The organism is Azoarcus sp. CIB, assembly GCF_001190925.1.
Taxonomy (GTDB): Bacteria; Pseudomonadota; Gammaproteobacteria; order Burkholderiales; family Rhodocyclaceae; genus Aromatoleum.
In genome coordinates, this window is sequence record NZ_CP011072.1 from 1574800 (window position 1) to 1594278 (window position 19479).

At 61.4% G+C, this 19479-nt stretch carries 23 protein-coding genes and 2 pseudogenes; 20 read left to right on the plus strand and 5 right to left on the minus strand.

All coding sequences use genetic code 11. From position 1 onward, the window contains the following. The first annotated feature begins 16 nt into the window (after positions 1 to 16). The 4 genes from AzCIB_RS06890 to AzCIB_RS24095 all read left to right on the plus strand — a co-directional run bounded on the left by AzCIB_RS06890 (position 17) and on the right by AzCIB_RS24095 (position 4768). Positions 17 to 613 (plus strand): cyclin-dependent kinase inhibitor 3 family protein, encoded by a 597-nt coding sequence (locus AzCIB_RS06890; RefSeq protein WP_198149635.1) that lies wholly within the window; start codon positions 17 to 19, stop codon positions 611 to 613. Between the two features lie 2541 nt (positions 614 to 3154). After that, on the plus strand, positions 3155 to 3472 hold the full coding sequence (locus AzCIB_RS06895; protein WP_050415214.1) for a hypothetical protein: 318 nt from the start codon (positions 3155 to 3157) through the stop codon (positions 3470 to 3472). 230 nt (positions 3473 to 3702) lie between these two features. Beyond that, positions 3703 to 4470 (plus strand): uracil-DNA glycosylase family protein, encoded by a 768-nt coding sequence (locus AzCIB_RS06900; protein WP_050415215.1) that lies wholly within the window; start codon positions 3703 to 3705, stop codon positions 4468 to 4470. A gap of 124 nt (positions 4471 to 4594) precedes the next feature. Beyond that, positions 4595 to 4768 (plus strand): hypothetical protein, encoded by a 174-nt coding sequence (locus tag AzCIB_RS24095; protein WP_157058441.1) that lies wholly within the window; start codon positions 4595 to 4597, stop codon positions 4766 to 4768. A gap of 21 nt (positions 4769 to 4789) precedes the next feature. On the opposite strand, the gene AzCIB_RS06905 is transcribed toward AzCIB_RS24095, so the two are convergent. Both AzCIB_RS06905 and AzCIB_RS24405 read right to left on the minus strand, forming a co-directional pair. Then, positions 4790 to 5380 (minus strand): hypothetical protein, encoded by a 591-nt coding sequence (locus AzCIB_RS06905; RefSeq protein WP_050415216.1) that lies wholly within the window; start codon positions 5378 to 5380, stop codon positions 4790 to 4792. Positions 5381 to 5778: 398 nt separating this feature from the next. Further along, positions 5779 to 6096, minus strand: a pseudogene (locus AzCIB_RS24405) (ATP-binding protein); the annotation flags it as partial. A 74-nt stretch (positions 6097 to 6170) separates the two neighbouring features. Here AzCIB_RS24405 and AzCIB_RS24850 point away from each other — a divergent pair. The 3 genes from AzCIB_RS24850 (at position 6171) to AzCIB_RS06925 (ending at position 7103) form a co-directional block, all read left to right on the plus strand. Then, entirely contained in the window at positions 6171 to 6359 is a 189-nt protein-coding gene (locus tag AzCIB_RS24850) for an ATP-binding protein (RefSeq protein WP_286130936.1), read from the plus strand. A 199-nt stretch (positions 6360 to 6558) separates the two neighbouring features. After that, positions 6559 to 6828 (plus strand): CopG family ribbon-helix-helix protein, encoded by a 270-nt coding sequence (locus tag AzCIB_RS06920; RefSeq protein ID WP_050415218.1) that lies wholly within the window; start codon positions 6559 to 6561, stop codon positions 6826 to 6828. Next, positions 6828 to 7103 carry a type II toxin-antitoxin system RelE/ParE family toxin gene (locus AzCIB_RS06925; protein WP_050415219.1) on the plus strand — a complete coding sequence of 92 codons (276 nt, stop codon included), beginning with the start codon at positions 6828 to 6830 and terminating at the stop codon, positions 7101 to 7103. Before AzCIB_RS06920 ends, AzCIB_RS06925 begins: the two co-directional genes overlap by 1 nt. 114 nt (positions 7104 to 7217) lie before the next feature. On the opposite strand, the gene AzCIB_RS24855 is transcribed toward AzCIB_RS06925, so the two are convergent. Next, positions 7218 to 7346, minus strand: coding sequence for a hypothetical protein (locus AzCIB_RS24855; protein WP_286130916.1), 129 nt, complete (start codon positions 7344 to 7346; stop codon positions 7218 to 7220). A 622-nt stretch (positions 7347 to 7968) separates the two neighbouring features. On the opposite strand from AzCIB_RS24855, the gene AzCIB_RS06930 reads away from it, so the two are divergent. Beyond that, positions 7969 to 8814, plus strand: a complete 846-nt coding sequence (locus AzCIB_RS06930; protein ID WP_157058442.1) for a hypothetical protein — start codon at positions 7969 to 7971, stop codon at positions 8812 to 8814. 41 nt (positions 8815 to 8855) lie between these two features. Then, positions 8856 to 9923: pseudogene (locus AzCIB_RS06935) on the plus strand (IS5 family transposase); the annotation flags it as partial. Positions 9924 to 10493: 570 nt separating this feature from the next. Here the strand turns inward: AzCIB_RS06935 and AzCIB_RS06940 are convergent. Then, a complete protein-coding gene (locus AzCIB_RS06940) occupies positions 10494 to 10742 on the minus strand; it encodes a helix-turn-helix domain-containing protein (RefSeq protein ID WP_050415221.1) in 249 nt (82 codons plus the stop codon). 420 nt (positions 10743 to 11162) lie between these two features. Here AzCIB_RS06940 and AzCIB_RS06945 point away from each other — a divergent pair, with 420 nt between their 5' ends. The 8 genes from AzCIB_RS06945 (at position 11163) to AzCIB_RS06980 (ending at position 16021) form a co-directional block, all read left to right on the plus strand. After that, on the plus strand, positions 11163 to 11456 hold the full coding sequence (locus AzCIB_RS06945) for a hypothetical protein (protein ID WP_050415222.1): 294 nt from the start codon (positions 11163 to 11165) through the stop codon (positions 11454 to 11456). Between the two features lies 1 nt (position 11457). Further along, positions 11458 to 12126 (plus strand): hypothetical protein, encoded by a 669-nt coding sequence (locus tag AzCIB_RS06950; RefSeq protein WP_050415223.1) that lies wholly within the window; start codon positions 11458 to 11460, stop codon positions 12124 to 12126. After that, the gene (locus AzCIB_RS06955) at positions 12123 to 12545 is read left to right on the plus strand and encodes a hypothetical protein (RefSeq protein ID WP_050415224.1); all 423 of its coding nucleotides are present in this window, start codon (positions 12123 to 12125) and stop codon (positions 12543 to 12545) included. Before AzCIB_RS06950 ends, AzCIB_RS06955 begins: the two co-directional genes overlap by 4 nt. Then, on the plus strand, positions 12542 to 12994 hold the full coding sequence (locus tag AzCIB_RS06960) for an HAD domain-containing protein (protein ID WP_050415225.1): 453 nt from the start codon (positions 12542 to 12544) through the stop codon (positions 12992 to 12994). The genes AzCIB_RS06955 and AzCIB_RS06960 overlap by 4 nt, the downstream gene beginning before the upstream one ends. Beyond that, entirely contained in the window at positions 12991 to 13761 is a 771-nt protein-coding gene (locus AzCIB_RS06965) for a metallophosphoesterase (protein ID WP_050415226.1), read from the plus strand. The genes AzCIB_RS06960 and AzCIB_RS06965 overlap by 4 nt, the downstream gene beginning before the upstream one ends. Before the next feature lies 1 nt (position 13762). Next, positions 13763 to 14338, plus strand: a complete 576-nt coding sequence (locus tag AzCIB_RS06970) for a hypothetical protein (RefSeq protein WP_050415227.1) — start codon at positions 13763 to 13765, stop codon at positions 14336 to 14338. Beyond that, a complete protein-coding gene (locus tag AzCIB_RS06975) occupies positions 14332 to 14847 on the plus strand; it encodes a 3'-5' exonuclease family protein (protein ID WP_050415228.1) in 516 nt (171 codons plus the stop codon). The genes AzCIB_RS06970 and AzCIB_RS06975 overlap by 7 nt, the downstream gene beginning before the upstream one ends. A 118-nt stretch (positions 14848 to 14965) precedes the next feature. After that, positions 14966 to 16021 carry a metallophosphoesterase family protein gene (locus AzCIB_RS06980; protein ID WP_050415229.1) on the plus strand — a complete coding sequence of 352 codons (1056 nt, stop codon included), beginning with the start codon at positions 14966 to 14968 and terminating at the stop codon, positions 16019 to 16021. Here the strand turns inward: AzCIB_RS06980 and AzCIB_RS23665 are convergent. Then, positions 16012 to 16233, minus strand: coding sequence for an MbcA/ParS/Xre antitoxin family protein (locus tag AzCIB_RS23665; protein WP_083446900.1), 222 nt, complete (start codon positions 16231 to 16233; stop codon positions 16012 to 16014). The genes AzCIB_RS06980 and AzCIB_RS23665 overlap by 10 nt on opposite strands. Positions 16234 to 16293: 60 nt before the next feature. On the opposite strand from AzCIB_RS23665, the gene AzCIB_RS23670 reads away from it, so the two are divergent. The 3 genes from AzCIB_RS23670 to yhhB all read left to right on the plus strand — a co-directional run bounded on the left by AzCIB_RS23670 (position 16294) and on the right by yhhB (position 19478). Further along, complete coding sequence (locus tag AzCIB_RS23670) at positions 16294 to 16671, plus strand: 3'-5' exonuclease family protein (protein ID WP_083446901.1); 378 nt, start codon at positions 16294 to 16296, stop codon at positions 16669 to 16671. Between the two features lie 465 nt (positions 16672 to 17136). Then, the gene (gene yhhA / locus AzCIB_RS06990; protein ID WP_050415231.1) at positions 17137 to 17331 is read left to right on the plus strand and encodes a YhhA family cyclophane-containing RiPP; all 195 of its coding nucleotides are present in this window, start codon (positions 17137 to 17139) and stop codon (positions 17329 to 17331) included. Then, on the plus strand, positions 17331 to 19478 hold the full coding sequence (gene yhhB, locus AzCIB_RS06995) for a cyclophane-forming radical SAM/SPASM peptide maturase YhhB (RefSeq protein WP_198149636.1): 2148 nt from the start codon (positions 17331 to 17333) through the stop codon (positions 19476 to 19478). The genes yhhA and yhhB overlap by 1 nt, the downstream gene beginning before the upstream one ends. Position 19479: the final 1 nt, after the last annotated feature.

A 19479-nucleotide genomic window follows, 5' to 3' on the forward strand; every position in this document is an offset into this window, starting at 1 on the left:
CGCATGGAGGCCGCAGATGATATCCCCGCTCGCGATCCGCACCAGCCAAACGCATCCCCTTCGCATCGATCCGGTTCAGCCCGCTGGTGGCTGGGCGCCGATCGGCATGTCGCTGTGCCCGGGCAAGCGACAGCGGGACGCGCTTACGGGGCAATGGGAGCGCGACCTGGCTACCGACCTCGACCGTATTCGGAGCTGGGGCGCGGAGGTGGTGGTGAGCCTGATCGAGGCGCACGAGTTCGGGCTCCTCGACGTGGCGGCCCTGCCCGAGGAGGTCGAGCGCCGCGGCATGCGCTGGCTGCACCTTCCGATCGCCGACCGCCATCCACCGGGCGATCTGTTCCACAGCCTGTGGCTGAGCGCTGGGGCGGAATTGGTGAATGACCTGCAGGCTGGCCGGCGCGTGTACCTGCATTGCATGGGCGGGCTCGGCCGCACGGGCACGGTGGCGGCGTGCCTGCTGATCGAGTCAGGGATGGGTGCGGAAGCGGCCATCGCCGCCGTGCGCCAGTCGCGAAACGGGACGATCGAGACGGCGCTGCAGGAGGAATACGTGCGGCAGTACGTGCGCGGATTCGCCTTCCGCCGGCCTCAGCACCGTTCGCAGCGATGAAGTGTGAGTCGCATACGACGGGTATTGAGGGCGCCGAGTTCAAAAGAGCTTGTTATCGGGACAAAAGCGGTGTCGCGCTCCGTATTGGCTCTTGCAAGTGCACTGGAAAACGGTATACGAAAATGCAGGATTCGGCGGTTAATGTATTTTCAGCTACAAGGTCGGTCTACCTTGTAGCTGAAAATACACCACAGTCCGCGTAGGCTCCGAGCGAGCATGGAAATTGCTGACGGTCTTGGATGGCAGGCCGACTCTCATCCGACGCCAGGCGGGCCGGCGTTTCGTCCGGTGTGAAAATCAAACGCGTCTCAGGGCGATCGGGCGATTTTTCTTACTTTCGGGCGTCCTGAGTAATCGCCTCCACCCAGCCCATGCTCGGTATTACGATAAATGCGGTGTGACGAGTGCTCGACGGGGTTGAAATTGACGGCGAAAATGAAGTATATGCCGGCGCGCAGCTGGATTAGGTGTAGTTTCAGCTACAAGGTTGATCGACCTTGTAGCTGAAACTACACTAATCGAGAAACGTCAATCGCTGTGGATAACTTTAGACAGCGACGGCGGTTGCTTGGAGACACGGCGGCTCTGGGCGTTGTTCGTTACAAACGTCACCGTTTGACACCAAATCGACAACAACACGCACCAATCGTCACCAATTGGAACCAGTCGTCACCAATTGGTGCCAAGCGCCACCAATTGGCACCAAGCGCCACCAACTGGCACCAGTTGTCACCAGTCGGCTACAACCGGCACCAATTGCCACCAATCGGCTACAACCGGCACCAGTTGCCACCAATCGGCTACAACCGGCACCAGTTGTCACCAGTCGTGCGACTCTCGAAGTCCGTCATCACACCTCCAGGCTCGCGAACGCCATCCAGCACGCTGGTCCGGCCGTACACGCGGCTGGTCGCCGATCGGCGCCCGTAACCAACCCACTTTTTGTCTTCCGCACCGCAGGTGGTCGCGAATGACGGCGTCGCGCTCAGGATTGAGCGTGACGGCATCACTGCGCAACATGGGGCATGTGCAGTACGATTAGCTTAAGAGGATAACGGGAGACCTTGAAAATATGAAGTTCTTGGAGTATTTGATGTGGGATGAAATTGATTGATACGCACCAAAAAGTTTTCTTCCCTGTAACGCGAGGACGTAGGGATACATGTTGCAATAGGTATGGGCAAAATCCTTTTCAATTTGGTTTTGCGGACTGCACGGTGTACTCCAAACGAGCCTCTTTGGGTTGCCGGAAGAGGGACAATGAAGAGCCAGGCAGTCATTTCTCGATCTGTGAATAACCTCATAGGAAGAAGAAACACCAATAAAAAGAAGGGGCGCCTGATTAATGGGTGAGCAAAGCAGAAGCGATCAGATAAGTCGGATTCCCTGTCTTGTAAACCGCGCTCCGAGAGAGTGTCGCGACGACAGAAGTCGATGAGAGGAAGGCGTAAACCTGATCTCGTTCCTGACTTATGGAGGCCTGCCGACAGCGGTCAGATAGATACGGAAGTCGAGGGGTTCGGATTCGAGCAAGCGAGTTCCCGGGCGTTTTCCGAATCCATCGTTCTCACCGGTTTTCGTTCACAGGCGCTAGTCATTCAGATGGATGGCGGCGGCGGGGCCACCAGCCATCTCCTAACCGGTAGGCGCCAGCAAGGATTTCGTACCCCTTTCACGTTTCCAGCACTCAAGACTATTCCGAGCTTCCTCAGTCTGCCTTGGCGGCACGCAGTCTGACGGTCGGCGGCACCGGAGCCGCCGGTGGTCAGCTGAGCCTGTGATGTGCCGCCTCATGAGACCCTGCAGATCACGAACCCGTATTATCTTCGCGAAATCGAAATCCGCCGAAACCGTTCCAGGGCGGCGCATAGCCTGACAGGTGGCGGCGTTAGGCCGCCACCTGTCAGTTCGCTAGATGAGATGCGCCGCCCGTCCTGATGACGGAACATCGATGTCCGGAATCGTAAAAATTCAGACGTATCCGGCAGCCATGGTTGCGACTGGTCTACGGACAGCTTTTACGTGATCGAGAAGCGCAGGAAGTCATAAGAAGGCCGTGATCGTTCCCGTGGCGGTGCTCGTCAGGCAGAGGGCGGCGTTAGGCCGCCGGCTGTCAGCTTGCTACGAAGAGGCGCCGCCCGTCCTGTCATCGGAATAGGGTTTCGGGATTCGAAAAATTCCACGCTCTCGTTCATTGGTAACGCATTCGACAAGTACGGTGACTTCAGGATGTCGAGGTGGCGACGCAGGATCCGGCTCAGCGCGGGGCCGGCCCGCGACAGGCCGGCACGTTGAGGTTGCCGTGACGGGAACGGAAGTCTTGTCTGCAGCCGGAAGGATTAAGCTAAGCTATTGCCGCGTAGAAGAAAAGCAGCTCTCAAAAATTTATTCTTCGCGTGCATTTTTGCCTCAGGGCGTTGTGTGCGACAAGGGGCTCTCTTGCCGAGCCTGCGGTGCGCCAATCCTGCATAGCTCGATGGGGTATGATGAATAGTTTCCCGGCCTGCTGCCGCGCGCGACAGTCCTTCCACGGGAGCGGCGATGTCGAAAGCCCTTACCCAGATTCCTCGTGAAGAGCTCCAGGTCGACCGCTGGTACGTCGGCCGCGGCCGCAATGGCAATGTCGGTCTCTGGAATGGAGACTGCTTCCTCGTCATCGCTGAGGGCGGACGCAAGGCAGGTCCGGCCGCTGGCGACTGGGTGCCCGAGTGGCGCATCAAGCAGGAGCCCTACTGGACCGAAACCGAAGGCTGCTTCCAGCCGTTTCGGCTCATTGACGAGGGGCGGGGCGATGACGAACGCGGTCTCGGCTGGAACAGCCACTACGTGAAGGCCCTGACCTTCTACGACGAGGCATGAGCGGCCGGCGGCTTAAATCTGGCGGGCATACGTGAAATATTTCACGGATACGCAACCGTGGCCGTTAATTCAAAACGCGCTCGTTCGAATAGGTAAGGGACGTGGCGAGTTCGCGTCGGTGGCTGTGAGGGGCGAACGCTCCTTCGACTCGCCGACACCCGCCTGCACTGTCACTGGCGCATTTAACTTCCGGCCGGCGCTCAGCGCGGTCCATAAATGAGGGGTGAACCATGAACTACCGTTACCTTTTCGGCGCTCCCGTCCTTCCGTGCCAGCCGAGCGCGGACGGGCAGCGGGATCTCTTCGTGCTCGGTGCCTACCCGAGCGCGCTGCACGTGAAATGGCTTGATCCTGCCGGAGAACGGCTCATCGAGGCGATCGCAGTGGGCAACGAGCCCACTCCCTTTTGGGCGGGCGAAGACCAGAAGGGGCGAATTGCTGCCTGGGTCGCGGAGCAGGGCATACGGCCCGAATGGGGTTCGTTCGAACGCTGCGAGCATAACGGCGCGTCCGGGACGAAGCTAAACAAGATGCTGTTCGAACCGCTGCGACTTTCGCGCTTGCAAGCCTGGATCACCGATTGCCTGGACGAATACCATCAGAGCCGGGATGCGCGCAGGGCGATGTCGCGAAGCGCGGTCCTCAAGATGCTTAGCGACCACGAGATTGTCCCGTCGAACCATCGATCGCACCCGCTGGAAAATCAGATTGTCGCCCAGGCCCTCGAGCACCATCTCCCGCGGCTGCGCCGCGAACTGGCCACTGCACGGCCCCAGCTCGTGGTCACTCTGGGCAATGCGGCATTGCGGGTGTTTCGCGAGCTCGCGGAAGTGGAAGAAGGGCCGCTAACATTGTCACCGGAGCTCGATCTTTACGGGAAGAGCTATGGGGCCCGGATCAAAGGCCGTTTAGTGGAGTGGCTACCCTTGGCACACCCAGCTGCGCCGTCGCACTATCAGAAGACGCATGAGCACTGGAAGGATGCGCGCAAAGCCTAGGCTTCCATCAGCACGTAGACCCTACTGACATTACCAACGTCGGGCAGGGTTCTGGAACGGGGAAGGCGCGGTGCCGGGCGGTGGCCATCCGCGTGGCGGGCACGACTCTCGCCGACTGCGCCACATGAACGAGCGGTTCTGGGCCGAACCGGTGCGCGAGGGAGGCGAGGTGGCAGCGCGGGCCGAGCGCAACGCCCGCAACCTGCCGAACAACTGGGACGACTTCCGCGTGGCGAGTCGCGAAGATCGCTCGTGGAAGCGCCACCGCAGGACGCGGTGGAAGACGTGCCAGAGATGACTTGCCCGGCCGGCGGTGAGGTCAGTTCCTCATCCGCCGACGGACTTCGGCCTTGAAGCCCACCTCACACTGGTTACGGCAGGACGGCGTGCTCTCGCGCTTGCAGCCCATCTCCATCATTTCGCTGGCGGTGAGACCGGCTTCTGCCGCTCCTTTGAAGTTCGCGAGGTAGGTGGCGGCGATGCGCATTCCGGAGTCGTAGCAGCGGGCCTCGGGATCTCCCGGTGACAGGGAGGCGCGCTGCGACGTTGAGGGTTCGTCCCGCGACTTCGACGCGGCTTCCTCGGCCGTGGCTTGGGGAGTGCTGGGCGGCGGTGCAGAGTCTTCGGTTTTGAACGCGACAATCGCCGCAACGCCTACGATCGCAGCGATCGCCCCTCTTTTCAGAACGGCAAGCGGACGTTTGCTCGCTCGCAACGCAGCCACCCTCTCTTCGCCCTCGCGCAGTTTGCGGGCCACCTCCGCCTTCTTTGCCAGCTCCGCTGATGCGATTTTGGCGGCGATCACCGCTTCGACCTTGGCGTAGATGGCCCCACACTTCGGGCACTCGTAGTCAGGAGACGTATCGCTCGGCTGACGAGTGTAAGTGCATTTCAGGCAGGTCTTGGACACGGTGGGCTCGGAAGGGTGTGCGTTTCAGGACATTGTACTGTCCTGAATACCCCTGTGCATCGAACGACTGCCCGATGCGGGCACCGCTTTCGGGTCCGAGATTCCGGAGTCTCAACATTCCGGCACGATGCGAGGGGCGTGGGGACGGGCTAGGCGCTCGCTGCCCCTCAGGCTCCATCAGTCGGAGCGCGACGCCCTGGTGTGGGCGCGCATCCAAAGCTACCCTGCCGTGCGCGTTGAATTTTACCCGGGGGCTTTAGCCACGCGTCATCGCGCGGACTGCTTTCCAGTGTAGCCCAACGGGTCGGATTCCGGTTCCGCGGATCGGTCAATCGGAGTGCGCAGAGGAACCCGCGCAGGGTGTAGCCCGCAGCGGGTTCCCTCTGCGCGGCGACCGTTCAGAAGGGTTCGTCCTCCGTCACGGCGATCTTTCCGCGTTCGCTCTGCTCGCGCGCCGCGATGCGTGACTTCGCATCGGCCGTGCTTTGGCGGAAACGGTAGTACTCGTTGCCGGTCTCGACGATGTGACAGTGGTGCGTGACCTAGTCGAGCAGCGCCGTGGTCATCTTCGCGTCGCCGAACACGGTCGCCCATGCGCCGAAGTTGAGATTCCTCGTGATCATCACGCTGGTGTGCTCGTAGAGCTTCGAGAGCAGGTGGAATAGCAAGGCCCCGCCCGACTGGGGGAAGGGCAAATAGCCGAGCTCGTCGATTAATGTGCACAACATGACTCGACGACTTCGGGCTGAAACCGCTGCGCTCGCCCGCCGACGAAGATCTGCACGACCTGATCGCCGAGCGTTACGAGCAGGCTGCCACCGTCGTCACCAGCAATCTCGACTTCACCGAGTGGGATCAGGCCTTCCCCGGCAACCGCCTGCTCGCCTCGGCCACCGTCGATCGCCTGCGTCAGTGGCAGGTCGGGACACTCGAGGAACAGTTGCCCGTCGTCGGTCACACCGACCCCTCACTTGATTGATTCAGATGCAATCACTATGATTAAAATTGAATCGCTGCGAGAAGTAGGCTGTTGAAGAGCGGCCGCAACTTGTCGTGGCTGGGAACACAACGACGCCGTGACGGCGGCGGGGCGTCCTCCCCGAGCCGGGATAACCGGGGTGCTGGCTCCGGAAAGTTTTTGATGAATCGTGTAATTCCGCAGACGCTGGAGAGTTCAAATGGCACCGACCGAAACCAAAGTGCTGACCGCACATATCCCCCTTCCGTTGGCGGAAAAAGTCGATCAGATGGCTGCCCGACTTGAACGATCGCGCGGCTGGATCATGAAGCAGGCGCTGTCGGCCTGGATCGACCAAGAGGAAGAGCGCAGCCGCCTGACCCGCGAGGCGCTTGCCGACGTGGACGCCGGTCGGGTCATTGACCATCAGGCTGTGCAGGCATGGGCCGACAGTCTCGGCACCGATACACCATTCCCGGTGCCGCGCTGATGGAACTGAAGTGGACCGGCAAGGCGCTCTCCGACTTGGCGCGTCTGTACGAATTTCTCGCCCCGGTAAATAAGCCTGCCGCTGCGCGCACGATACAGGCGCTCACGGCTGCGCCATTAAGTTTGCTGCTGAACCCACGTATCGGCGAACGGCTCGATGAATTTGAGCCGCGCGAGGTGCGGCGGATTCTCGTGGGGCATTACGAGATGCGCTATGAGATTCAGGAATCGACGATCTACATGCTGAGGCTGTGGCACACCCGAGAGGATCGCTGACAGCGCGCGGATACCAATCGCTCATGGATGTGACCTTATCGAGTAGCTCCGTTCGAGTGCACGGAATGCGTAGCCGACGGACGGATGTCCTGCTCGGTATAGGGCGTGCGCCGCTCAGTCCCGTTCGATCACCCGCGTGAGCTGGCCGTCCGAGAGGAGGATCGAATCCTCGGGCGGGAGGTCCGCGAGCGCCTGGGAATCCTCGATGAAGGCCGTGTCCGTGACCGTGCAGCCAGGGGCCAAGCGGCGTTGGGCGGCAGGGGGATCGATTCAGGGTGTAGCGTGAAGATCCACTTGTGGCGAGTATTGGCTGCGACGCTCGCCTTGGCCGCGGCGAGCGCCTGAGACTTGTTCTGGCGGAGGTTCATGTAGAGGCACACCTGCTGGTCGGTGATTCGGGTTCCTGGCATGGGGTCGCCTCTTAGTGAGACTTGTCCCCGCAATCCTGCACCGCGTCCGAGCGCCGCCGCCGGTGGCTCGTCGTCTTCGGCGGCTACGCCGCCTTCGACTCCTCACCACGACCGGCCAAGATGATTGTCGCGCCCCAGGAGGCCCGTTTGATTGGCCGTAACTGTCCCCAAAGGGACAATTGACTGGGGATTGATGGCACAACGGCCCTTCTCGGGGCAGTTACGGCAACGTTGACAATCCTGGTTCAGCTTGGCTTGCGCCATTTGAAGTTGAAGGGAGCGGCGAATGGCGTCGGTCAGCTCCCGCGTGAGCGGCATGTAGCGTAGCGAGCCACTGCGACCAGTAACGCGTGCGACGGCGGAAAGTCGCGGAGCAGGCACCTGTGGCATTGCGCTGCCTTCCACCTCGATGAGCGGGAAGCCGCCTCCGCGCAGTGAGCGCGAGGTGGTCCGCGTTGTCAATAAAGCCGCTGTTCGCCATTCAGCGTCGGATCTGTGTCAAGGAAGGCGCCGAGTTCGACGCTTCGGGGCGTAGGTCCCTCACGCAGGACAACGCGCTATTATGTTCACATCAGGACAAAGGCATTGGCTTGAGGAAAATGATGAACAACCCTTGGAAGAAATTGCCGGCGAGCGCGCCGTATGTCTTGGCCGATGATCAACTCTATATCGCGGTCCACAATGCCAGAGTGAGCCACCGGCATGGGCACGGGCACGAGCATTGGGTGAAGCTCAGCCTCCTGCCGGAACCCCGGCTGGGTCCGGTGAATGCGCCGGTCGTGCTGTTGCAAGGAAATCCAAGTCTCGGATTGCCGGAACCTCCGTGGACCGAGGCTGATCGGCGAACCAACCTCGAAGATGAGGACCACGATCACCTGGGTGCCAAGCTCGGCGGAAAATGGTGGACACCCGTCCTCAGCCGGCTGCTTAAAGACCTTAGCCCAAAGCAGGTGGCGCGCGGCTTGTGCTCGGTGGAGCTCTTTCCTTATTGTTCCGAGACTTTCGGGCACGCGCACATTCGCTTGCCCTCTCAGCAGTACACGCGGGATGTCGTGCTTCAGATGATCGAGCGCCGTGCGATCTTCCTAGTCGCACGCAAATATCCCGAATGGCTCGGCCTCGTGCCCGAACTGGCCCAGCTGGCAGGCACAGATCTCTTCCGGCTCAAGAACTCACGGCGGATATCGATTAGTCCGAGGAACATGCCCGACGCCCAGCTGCAGGGGCGCGTGTACACTAGCCAGGCATACGATCGCGTCGTTGATGCCATGTGGAAGGGTGCAAGTGCAGGCGGTGCTTAGGGGCGACGACCGTAAAAAGTCGAGGTATACCGAGGAGCCCATTGGGCGCAATTTCTGGTGAGCTGGATGCGCTGTATTCGAAGGTTGGGTGGCCATCGATTGCCCCGGAGCGGCTGTTGAAGGGGCAGTTGCTGATTGCGCTGTATTCAGTCCGCTCCGACCGGCAGTTCTGCGAGCTGCTCGACTACAATATTTTCTTTCGCTGGTTCTTCGATATGGACCTCGAAAGCGCTGGGCTGGATCAAACGAATTTCAGTCCCCTGCGCGAGCGCTTGGTCGATACCGATATCGCCCGCCGGTTTTTCGATGAGGTGGTGAGCCTTGTGCGGCGAGAGCAATTGCTGTCGTCCGATCATTTCACCGTCGATGGCACGTTGATCGAGGCCTGGGCCTCGTTCAGGAGTTTCAAACGCAAGGATAGCGAGCCGCCCTAGGACGGGGGAGACAGCACCGGAATGGTCGTTTTCAGAGTGAAAAGCGCTCGAACGCCACTCATCAGAGCACGACCGATCCGGACTCCCGCCTCATGAGAAAGGGCAACGGCCAGCCCGCCAAGCTCAGCTACGGCGGACATGTCCTCATGGAAAATCGCAACGGGTTGTGCGTGGATATTCTCATCACCCAATCGACACAGGCCGAACACCGGGCCGCCCGATCGCTGCTCACGCGATCCCGTCGGCGTCGCATTCACCCCAAGACGTTGGGTGCCGACAAGGGCTATCACGTGAAGGATTTCGTCGCCCCATCCGCGCACGTGCGCGAACATCGCATTCGCCCCCATATCGCGAGAATTGGCGAACGCAAGACGCCGGGTCTCGATGGCCGCACGACCAGTACCAAGGGCTATCGAATCAGCCAGCGAAAAACGATAGACGGCGTCAATCAGCATGGCCGGTCAAACGACATTCATCTTGGCCGGCCAAGATGATTGTCGCGCCCCAAAACGAAAACGCGTGGAGGAAATCTTCGGTTGGTTGAAGACGGTTGGGGGAATGCGCAAGACAAGATTCGTAGGGCAGGCAAGAACGCAGATGGCGGCCTTCATATCGGGAACGGCCTACAACCTACTGAGAATCGCGAGATTGACCGACACGGAGGTGACGGCGTGAGCCCCGCCGCAGAAGGGGGCCTCGCGGCGAACACGAACGAGCACTTCGGCAATTCGAATTGGATTGAAAATCCAATTCCGTCGAGGAAATCGTCGTGATCACCATTGAATCGCGCCGGGTTTTGCGGACGCGGGTTGGTTTAATTTGCGCCTTGCACTCGACTCGTCCCGCAATCTCAACGGCGGCCGGCGTGTGACGCCTCGGGGGCGCGATGTCTCGCTCGCGCATCCAGCGATGGACCTGGTTTGCGTTCACGCCGCTGGCCAACGCAATACCTGCCACCGAGACGCCCGGCTCACGACAGGCTGAAATCACCGATTGCTTGAATGCTTCGCTGTTGGTGCGCCGGCCTCGACGCGAGATGACTAAATTCATAGTGTCCGCGATCGAACGTTCGTGGACACGATCTTCAATGGGCTAAGCGGGCGGGAGAAGGTGTGTTCGCCGGGTGCTTACCAGCGATGAGTCGCACAGGCATGTTGGGCGCGCGAGACCGGCATGGAAGTGATCGGCGCCGCAACAAGAGCCGTTCTCTGAAGCTGCTAGACGCGATGATTTCCCACTAAGCGGTCAAGCCTCGTCCATGCGGCGGGAGTCTTCCGCCAGTACTTCTGCGCGTGCGAGCAGCTTGGAGGCCGGGACGCCCAGGCCGTCGGCAATTGCGAGCAGCGAGCCGACCGTCGGATTGCGCTCGTTGCGCTCTAGCAGTCCGACCAGATTCCGGTGCACGTGGGCTACCTCAGCGAGACGTTCCTGCGACAAACCTGCCGCCAACCTTGCCTCGCGGATGGCGCAGCTAAGGGCTTCGAGACGATTCATGGTGAATTTTGTACGTTATATACCCCCGAAGTCTCACGGGCGTTGCCTTACTTGACTACACACAAAACGGTGGCACACAATAAGGGTGCGCTTTGGGCTTCATTGGCTGGCACGAAATCGTTACGAGGGGAATGTGATGAGGAGGTCGATACATTGAAGGGCTTCATGTGGTTCGCGCCTTCGTTAAGCCCACCGGAATCGACTTCATCGATCGCACTGAAGGGCCGTTCGTGATGTGCGTCAACGGCGACGGATGTTGGTTGGATGCCGAATGGGAGTCCGCGAGGATCACTGGCGACGAGAGCGCGGGAGGTGCGGCGTTCCGTGCACAGCCAATTTATTCACGATCGGCGTCTGGAAGTGGTTGAGATGTGTTTACATACAGTGCGATGCTGAAGCCATGTTCCAGGAGACGCAATCATGCTCACCCTATCTGCGACCACCCCCATCCCCGCGATCATCTACCGCCCGACGCCGGAGGCCGCGCCCCGTCTGCTGACCGACCGCGAGGAGATCGGTACGGCGATGTATCGCGCGACGCTGCGCTATGGCTCGCCGACGGAGGTCTACATCACTCGTGATGAGTTCGTCGCCGCGGTCGACGAGGTCTTGCACGCGTACGCGCCCGATGAACTCCTGGCTGCGGCTGAGCGCGGCGAGGCCTGGCCGCTCGAGCTGGGGCTCGTCGTGGACGAAGGCGAGCAAGGGGGCTGACGTGCGCAAGGATCTCGATGATCTCCTGTGCCGACGGTATCCCGACCTCTTTGCCGATCGCCATGGCGACATGCGAACGACAGCGATGTGCTGGGGCTTCTCGTGCGGCGACGGCTGGTGCACGCTTATCGATGCCTTGTGCGCCGAGATCCGGCGTCACGCCTCCGAGACCAATACGTCGGCTCCCGTTGTCCAGCAGGTGAAGGAAAAGTTCGGCTCGCTCCGCTATTACGTCGCCGGCGGCGACGACTGGATCCACGACCTCATTTGGTTCTCGGACTACCTCTCGGGCGTCATCTGCGAAGAGTGCGGAGCGCCGGGCTACCTGGCAGCCGACGCCGATTGGTATCGCACTCGATGCGTAGCGCACGGCGGCAAGGCGCCGCCTGTGGTCAGGATTGCCGAACCGCGCGCCTTTGTGATGCCACCGATTGCAGCGCCTGGCTGGCGTCATCTCGCTCAAGCCCTCGAGGCCTGCGTAGAGAACGACATCCAGCGCAACGGCCTCGATCCGGTCGTTGTCGATCGCGTGATGGAGGGCGATGATACGTTGCTGTTTGCCTCGCACGGTGGCGGCGACCGTGTCGCGGCCTGGATCCAGCTGCTGTCGATGTACTCCCTGCGGGTCGATTCCATCACCGGCAAGCCGCGCGACGAGGTGCCGGCATGAGAGACGAACTCGTACGCGAGCTGCGCGCGGCGCATCCTGCGCTCTTCGCCCCTGATGCCAGGATCAGCTGCCGCGATGGCTGGCATGGCCTGTTGTCGTCCTTGTGTCGCTACCTGGACAGTCTGGTTGCGGCCGGCACGCCGGCGGTGCAAATCCGCGAGGTCAAACAAAAATTCGGCAAGCTGCGGATCCGTGCCGTCGGCGGCGATGCGACGACGGTTGCGCTGCTCGAGGCCTGCGAAGCGGCCTCTGTATACATGTGTGAGACCTGTGGCCAACCGGGTGAGCTCGTACTGGCTCGCGGCGTCGAGGTGGCGTGTCCTGCTTGTCGCTCAGCGGGTGCCGTGCCGCTCGAGGCCGCGGCTTTGGCGGGCATTCTGCAACCGACGCCGGTTGTGGCGCATGGAGGCGGGCGATGATCGTTTTTCTCGATTTTGACGGCGTCTGTCATCCACATTTCGTGCGTCCTGGCGACCAATTTATTGATTGGCCGCGGCTCGAAGCCGTCCTCGTCGAGCATCCGCATGTCGAGCTTGTCGTGTCCTCGTCCTGGCGCACGATCTCGGCTGCCGAATGGGATGACGAGGTGCCAGAATCGCTACGCCGGCGCGTCGTCGGCCGTACGCCTGTCATCCAGCGCCCTCTGCGGGCGCGGTATCCGCTCGATTACGAGCCGGAGCCTGTGCGATTTTGGGAGATCGTCAAGTACCTCAAGGCGACGCGGCAACTCCACCGCCCCTGGGTTGCGCTGGATGACGACGAGACCGTGTTTCCGCGGGGCTGCCCGAACCTCATCCTGTGCGCCGACGGCTTCCGTGACGACGAGGAGCGCCGGTTGCGGGCTGCGCTGCGCGAGGTGCTGCGATGAAGATCCTTGTCGCCTCCGACATCCATCTGGAATTCGGCGAGCGGTGGATGCCGCCCGATATCGATTATGACGTCCTCGTTCTGGCCGGAGATATTCACGTCGGCACGAGGGGGTTCTCGCTATATCGGGGGTGGATGGACCGCTGGATGATCTACGTCGCGGGCAACCACGAGTTCTACGGCCAGAACATGCCCGCGACAGTGCGCCAGTTGCAGGGCTTGGGCGCGGAAGCCGAGCGCGTCGGGTCGTTCTACCTCGAAAAAAGCAGTACCGAGATCGACGGAGTGCGCTTTCTCGGTTGCACGCTCTGGACGGATTTCTGCCTTTTTGGCGGCGATCGACAGGCCGAGGCGATGGCCGTAGCTGAGGAGACTATGGCTGACTACGCCAAGATCATCGTTGCCAAGGACGGCCCGACCAAGGTCAAGCTCGCACCCCGGGACACGCTGCGTTTTCATGAGCGCGCGCGCGACTGGCTCACCCGCGAACTGGCCAAGCCGCATGACGGCCCGACCGTCGTCGTTACGCATCATGCGCCGTCGATCCACTCGATCGCGCCGCGCTTTTGTGATGATCTCGTATCGGCCGCCTACGCGAGCAATCTCGAGCCGCTAATCGAGGAGTTCCAGCCTGCGGCGTGGATCCATGGGCATTCGCACGTAGCCTGCGACTACCACATCGGTGCGACACGGATTGTCGCAAACCCACGCGGCTACCCGGGCGAGACGTATGTTGGTTTCCGGCCGCGGCTGATCGTGGAGGTCTGAGATGGATCCAAAACTAGACGCCCTGTTGTGCAGCCGCTACCCGGGCATCTACGGCGCTTCCTTCGGCTTCGATACCGCGCCGGGTTGGTACGTCCTCGTCGACACCCTGTCGGCCGAGATTGCTCGCTACGTTGCCGAGCGGCCCGACGACCGTGGAGTCAAGGCAACGGACGTCAAGGAAAAACACGGCGAGCTGTCGTACAACTACTACGGCGGCGGTGACGACGACAGGTACCTGGACGGCCTGATCTGGATGGCCGAACATCTGTCCGCGCGCGTGTGTCAGCAATGCGGAACGATGGATTGCAGCGCGCATACCTGGTGGCGCCATGACCCGCCGCCGGAAAGCCGACGTCTGCCGGCCGTTCGCAATCCCGACTGGATCCCGATCGCGGAGGAGCTCGAACGCGCGATCAGCGCCTCCGTTCGCCGGGGGGCACCCGAGGTCGTGATCCAGGCCGTCATCGAGACGGAAACGCTCGCGTATCGGTGGACCGGCGGCGATCGCCGGCATGCGGGGTGTTTTCGGATGGCTGAGGCGTTTTCGGCGCGCGTCGGAGAACGGCCGCCGTGCTGATCTTCGTCGATAGCGAGTTCACTGACTTCGACAATCCGCGGCTGATCTCGCTCGCACTCGTCGCCGAGGACGAATATCGATGGATCTACACGGAACTCGAGGGCGAGTCCTGGTATCGGCATGCGAGCGAGTTCGTTTTGGCCGAAGTCGTCCCGCTGCTCGAGCGCCGCTACGGATGGGAGGCGCCGGCCGCGGCCGCCGAGCGCATCCGTGCCTGGTGCGACAGGCTCCCGGAGCCGGGGCAAATCGTGTGCGACTCCGATTACGACTGGGATCTGCTGCGCCGGCTGATGATCGACAACGGCGGATGGCCGGACAATCTCCATGATCGCTACATGATGGCGCAATGGACGCCCCGCCTGCACGACTATAAGCAGGACTACTTTTTGAGGTATGGGCTCAGCGCTCACAACGCGCTCAGCGACGCCAGGGCGCTGCGCTACGCGTATCTCTTGCGCCGCGAGACGCCACCGGAGGCGCCGTTCGGCGCCGCCGATGTGCCGGCGTGAGCACCTCAAAAGGCTTGCCGACGGGCGCGCGGCAACCCTTGCCGGCCAATGGCCGGGCGGTGTCAGCTTGGCGACTCATATCACGATCAGTTCACGCTGAAATCAGGATGAGTTCCACATGAAAACACCGCGACTTCATATCCTCAGCGATCTGCACCTCGAAACGGGACCCTACGAGATCCCCGCAGATCTCGAGTACGACATCCTGATCGCAGCCGGCGACATCGGGCCGCCTGCGTTGTCGGTGCCGTGGCTGATCGCGACCGGCAAGCCGGTCGTCTACATCATGGGGAATCATGAGCACTGGGAGACCGACCTCGGCGAGGCTCTGGCCGAGGCCAAGCGGCTTGCGGCCGGTACCCAGGTGCACGTCCTCGAGCGCGAAGACGTCGTGGTCCAGGGCTTGCGGTTTTTAGGCTGCACCTACTGGTCCGACATCGGCCGCGGCAACCGCTGGCTCCGTGGTAAAGCCAAGACACGCGACTATCAACGCATCCGAATCGCGGCATGGCTCGCGAAAAATGAGTCCCGTGTGCGTAAGCTGCTGTCGCGCGCCGGCGGCTACCAGCCGGGTGACGAAAAATGCGAGCGAGCTTACGCGTCGATCGCGCGGAGTGGCCTCTTTGTGCACGAGACATCGATGCTTGAGCATGCCGACGCCGTGCGCTGGCTGGGACGAAAACTCATGTCGTCGTTCGACGGCCCGACCGTCGTCGTCACTCATCACTCGCCGACGTATGAGTCACTGCGCCGGTTCAAGAGCGCGCGTGAACTGGACTACCTGGATCCGCGGCATTTTAAGCCGCGATCAAAAATTTTCGGCCGGGTCAGCGATCGCGATACCGCGACCCGGATCGGTTGCTACGCGAGCGAGGATAGCCGGCTACTGCGTCGACATGCGGATCGAATCGCGCTGTGGGTACACGGGCATCTGCACGAAGGCATGGATTTCGTCGCCCAAGGCGTGCGCGTGATTTGCAATCCGCGCGGATACTGCGAGATGCCGCCAGACGAGAGGTGCGCGTTGTTACGAGTGTTCGGGTATGACTCGCTCGCGAGTGAGCAGATGGTTGCGCAAGACCGGGTCGATTTTGCACAGAATCCGTATCGGGGCGACGCGTTCGAGTTCCAGCGCCGCCTCGTTGTCGGTCTAGTGCGCCGCGATCACGCGTAGGCTCCGCTCTCCATCTGCGCGAGCAGTCGCTGCACGATCTGGCCCCCTTCGTTCGTGTCCAGGTGCTCCGCGGGGCGCTTGCCGGCGAGAGCGAGATTGGCCTGATCGAGCCAAGCGCCGCGCCATGCACTGGCATCGAAACCTTCGGGACCGAGTTCACGGACTTCGACGAGCCGCGGCTGATCTCGCTCGCGCTGGTCGCGGAAGATCAATACTGCTGGCTATATACGGAACTCGATGGCGAGACCTGGTATTCGCATGCGAGCGAGTTCGTGCTGAGCGAAGTCGTGCCGCTCCTCGATCGCCGCTACGGATGGGAGGCGCCCGCTGCGGCCGCGGCGCGGATCCGCGCGTGGGCCGACAAGCTACCCGAGCTAGGGCAAATCGTGTGCGACTCCGATTACGACTGGGATCTGCTGCGCGGCTTGATGATCGATAATGGCGGTTGGCCGGATAAACTGGTCGACAAAATGTTGATGGTGCAGTGGAGCCCGAAGTTTGCAGAGTACAAGCAGGACTACATATTGCGGTACGGCCTCTCGGCGCATCATGCACTCGCCGACGCCAAGGCACTGCGCTATGCGTTTCTCCTGCGTCGCGAGACGCCACCGGAGGCGCCGTTCGGCGCCCTGGACGTGCCGGCGCGATGACTCACAAAAGCTTTCACCTGGACGCCGCGGTGTGCGTCTTGCCGACGGGCGCGCGGCGACCCTTACCGGCGGATGGCCGGGCGGTGTCAGCTTGGCTCATCTCATGATGAGTTCACACTGAAATCAGGATGAATTCACGATGAAAGTAGCGAGAAACCGTAAAGCAAGACAACAACGCTCACACTGGCGCCGGCTAGCTCAGAAAGAGGGGTGACTCGATTCAATGCTGACATTCGAGGGGCTACTTCAGACTGAAAGCGGACTCGAGAGGGGGGCACGCTTGTCAAGAAGACATTACGAACCAACGAGAGGCAATCGTTCCGGCTCTTTCAGGTTCGGCTCATGCTCTAGGGCCGACCTCGACCACTGATTGACGCTCATTTTGAAGCGTTTGGAATCATTAGCTAAGACATTGCGCGAGGCAGTTACACCGTCTAACATCACCCCATCAAGGAGGGCTGACGCATGACTTCGAGCACGATGCAGCAACCGCAATACGAGGATATCGACCAGAAAAGCGATGTGCGTGACGCGATCGCCCGTGGCACGCACACCAATCCTGTCATGCAGCGCCTCCAGACCCGGATCTTGAAGAGCGCGGACGCCAGTGAGGTCATCACGAGCTACGACCGGATGCACCACCGCCACAACCGCTCATAGTGGCTGTTCTGGCTGACGAGGTTCAACTCACCTCGTTCCTTGTCAAGGTCGCATCCAGGTGTAACCTGGATTGCGACTACTGCTACATCTACCACCATGCGGATCAGAGCTGGCGGTCGATGCCTCGACTGCTTTCGTCCGAAAATCGTGAGGCGTTTGCGTCGAAGCTGGCGTCATACCTCGGGCACGCCGGAATACGACGTTCCGTCGTTGTCTTCCATGGTGGCGAACCCCTGCTCATGGGTTGCGCTGAACTCGTGGCTTTCGCGGCTCAGCTTCGCGAAGCGGTAGGGGCTGGCGTGCAATTGGACATCGGCATGCAGACCAATGGCCTTTTGCTCACGCGAGAGGCAATAGATCAGCTCTCGGGCGCCAACATCGGCATTTCGTTGAGCCTGGATGGCCCTAAGGAGGCGAACGATCTGCATCGGACGTCTCGTCGTGGCCGGTCAAGTTTCGAGCAGACCTATCGGGCCTTGCGGCTGTTGCGAAGCGCGCCGGACGTGTTCGCCGGAGTAATTGCAGTCATCGACCCTCGGACGCCTCCGCGCCAGTTGCTGGAGTTCTTCGACGAGCAGCAGGTGCCGCGGCTGGACTTCCTGTTGCCGGACGCGCATCACCTGCGCCTGCCGCCGGGGCGGCTCGAACAGCCGGATGTCTATGAGAAATGGCTCGTCGAGGCCTTTGATCTCTGGTTCGATGAACACTCAAGTCTGCAGGTCCGCACCTTTGAGGCGCTTCTTGACGCCGTGGCGGGTATGCCTTCGCAGACTGATGCGTTTGGCTTCGGCGATGTGAGCCTCATCACGGTCGAAACTGACGGCACCTACCATGACCTGGACGTGCTCAAGGTGGTGGCGCAGGGCGCGACTCGGCTGGGCGGCAGCGTGAGGGACACGCCCATTTCAGATGTTGCGGCCTCGCCTGCTCTGGCCGCCCATCGCGCACTGCTGAAGAAGGACGGCTTGTGCGCCATTTGCCACAGTTGCGACGTTGTCGATGTGTGCGGTGGCGGTTCCGTCCCGCACCGGTATGGAGTGAACGGTTTCAATAACCCGACGGTCTACTGCAAGGAGATGCGCACGCTGATTCGTCATGCGCAGGCGCGTATTACCGAGTCGCTCGAGCTGGCGAAGCCCTCCGCCACCACGGGGCACTACGGCCGCGACCTAGGTGAGTTCGAGCACGCTGAAACCTCCACGGAGGCCGTTGCCAGCCTCTGGGCCAGTGCGATCTCGGACCAGTCCGCTGGACTGCGACGAGCGCTGCTTTGGCTCCAGGGCTCCTGCAGCGGCTCCAGGGAGTCTGAGGCGGCAAGAGCGTTGCTTGATTCGACGTCCGCCATTGATCTCCTCGCACAGAGGCCTGGCGCGATCGCATGGAGCAACGCCATGCTGGCGATCGAAGCTGGCCGCCCAGTGAGTGCCGTTGATGGAAGTGTGCTTCACCGGGACGCGAGATATGCACAATGGATGTTCGCCCGGCTACACGGTTCGCCTGAGGAGTCGCCTGAAGTCCACGCGAACGATGCCTGGCTGCGCCGCCCCTTTGGCAACGCTATCCATTTCGAGGACCAGGAAGTCCTGCCTGCTGCAGAGCCGCTGCTGTACGAAGCGCTTAGTATCCTGCATGCATGGCGTCCGGCCATCGTAAAAGAGCTGAAAAGGATCTGCCGGGCGGTCCAGTTCATCAGGGACCCAGCCGCTGATCCGGACAAGATCGTATCCTTCAGCGACAACGCGGTACCTGGCGCGCTCTATGTCTCGGTGATGCAGCGGGACAGGCTGATAGATGCCTACGACTTGGCGGACTCCCTCCTCCATGAGTACCGCCATCAGAAGCTCTATCTGCTGGAGCGGCTTGCGCCTGTGGTCGAGCCGACAACGTGCAAGGTGGTCTCGCCCTGGCGCCAAGACCTGCGACCGCCGTCAGGACTCTTCCATGCCGTTTTCGTGTTTGTCGAGCTACGCCGTTTCTGGAAGCACGTTCGCTCGTTGAACCTGGACCGGCTGAACACGCGTGCCGAGAATCAGCTGATGGATACCGATGCCCGTTTGAGCGAAGCGTTCCTTACACTGGCCAGATGCCCTCTGACAGCTACGGGCCGCTCGTTGGCAGCTGTGTTGGAAGCCGCTGCACGGGAGTAGA

Coding starts and splice junctions, on each gene's coding strand:
- AzCIB_RS06890 (WP_198149635.1), top strand. CDS start 17: ATGATATCCCCGCTCGCGATCCGCACCAGCCAAACGCATCCCCTTCGC.
- AzCIB_RS06895 (WP_050415214.1), top strand. CDS start 3,155: ATGTCGAAAGCCCTTACCCAGATTCCTCGTGAAGAGCTCCAGGTCGAC.
- AzCIB_RS06900 (WP_050415215.1), top strand. CDS start 3,703: ATGAACTACCGTTACCTTTTCGGCGCTCCCGTCCTTCCGTGCCAGCCG.
- AzCIB_RS24095 (WP_157058441.1), top strand. CDS start 4,595: ATGAACGAGCGGTTCTGGGCCGAACCGGTGCGCGAGGGAGGCGAGGTG.
- AzCIB_RS06920 (WP_050415218.1), top strand. CDS start 6,559: ATGGCACCGACCGAAACCAAAGTGCTGACCGCACATATCCCCCTTCCG.
- AzCIB_RS06925 (WP_050415219.1), top strand. CDS start 6,828: ATGGAACTGAAGTGGACCGGCAAGGCGCTCTCCGACTTGGCGCGTCTG.
- AzCIB_RS06940 (WP_050415221.1), bottom strand. CDS start 10,742: ATGAATCGTCTCGAAGCCCTTAGCTGCGCCATCCGCGAGGCAAGGTTG.
- AzCIB_RS06945 (WP_050415222.1), top strand. CDS start 11,163: ATGCTCACCCTATCTGCGACCACCCCCATCCCCGCGATCATCTACCGC.
- AzCIB_RS06955 (WP_050415224.1), top strand. CDS start 12,123: ATGAGAGACGAACTCGTACGCGAGCTGCGCGCGGCGCATCCTGCGCTC.
- AzCIB_RS06960 (WP_050415225.1), top strand. CDS start 12,542: ATGATCGTTTTTCTCGATTTTGACGGCGTCTGTCATCCACATTTCGTG.
- AzCIB_RS06965 (WP_050415226.1), top strand. CDS start 12,991: ATGAAGATCCTTGTCGCCTCCGACATCCATCTGGAATTCGGCGAGCGG.
- AzCIB_RS06970 (WP_050415227.1), top strand. CDS start 13,763: ATGGATCCAAAACTAGACGCCCTGTTGTGCAGCCGCTACCCGGGCATC.
- AzCIB_RS06980 (WP_050415229.1), top strand. CDS start 14,966: ATGAAAACACCGCGACTTCATATCCTCAGCGATCTGCACCTCGAAACG.
- yhhA (WP_050415231.1), top strand. CDS start 17,137: ATGACTTCGAGCACGATGCAGCAACCGCAATACGAGGATATCGACCAG.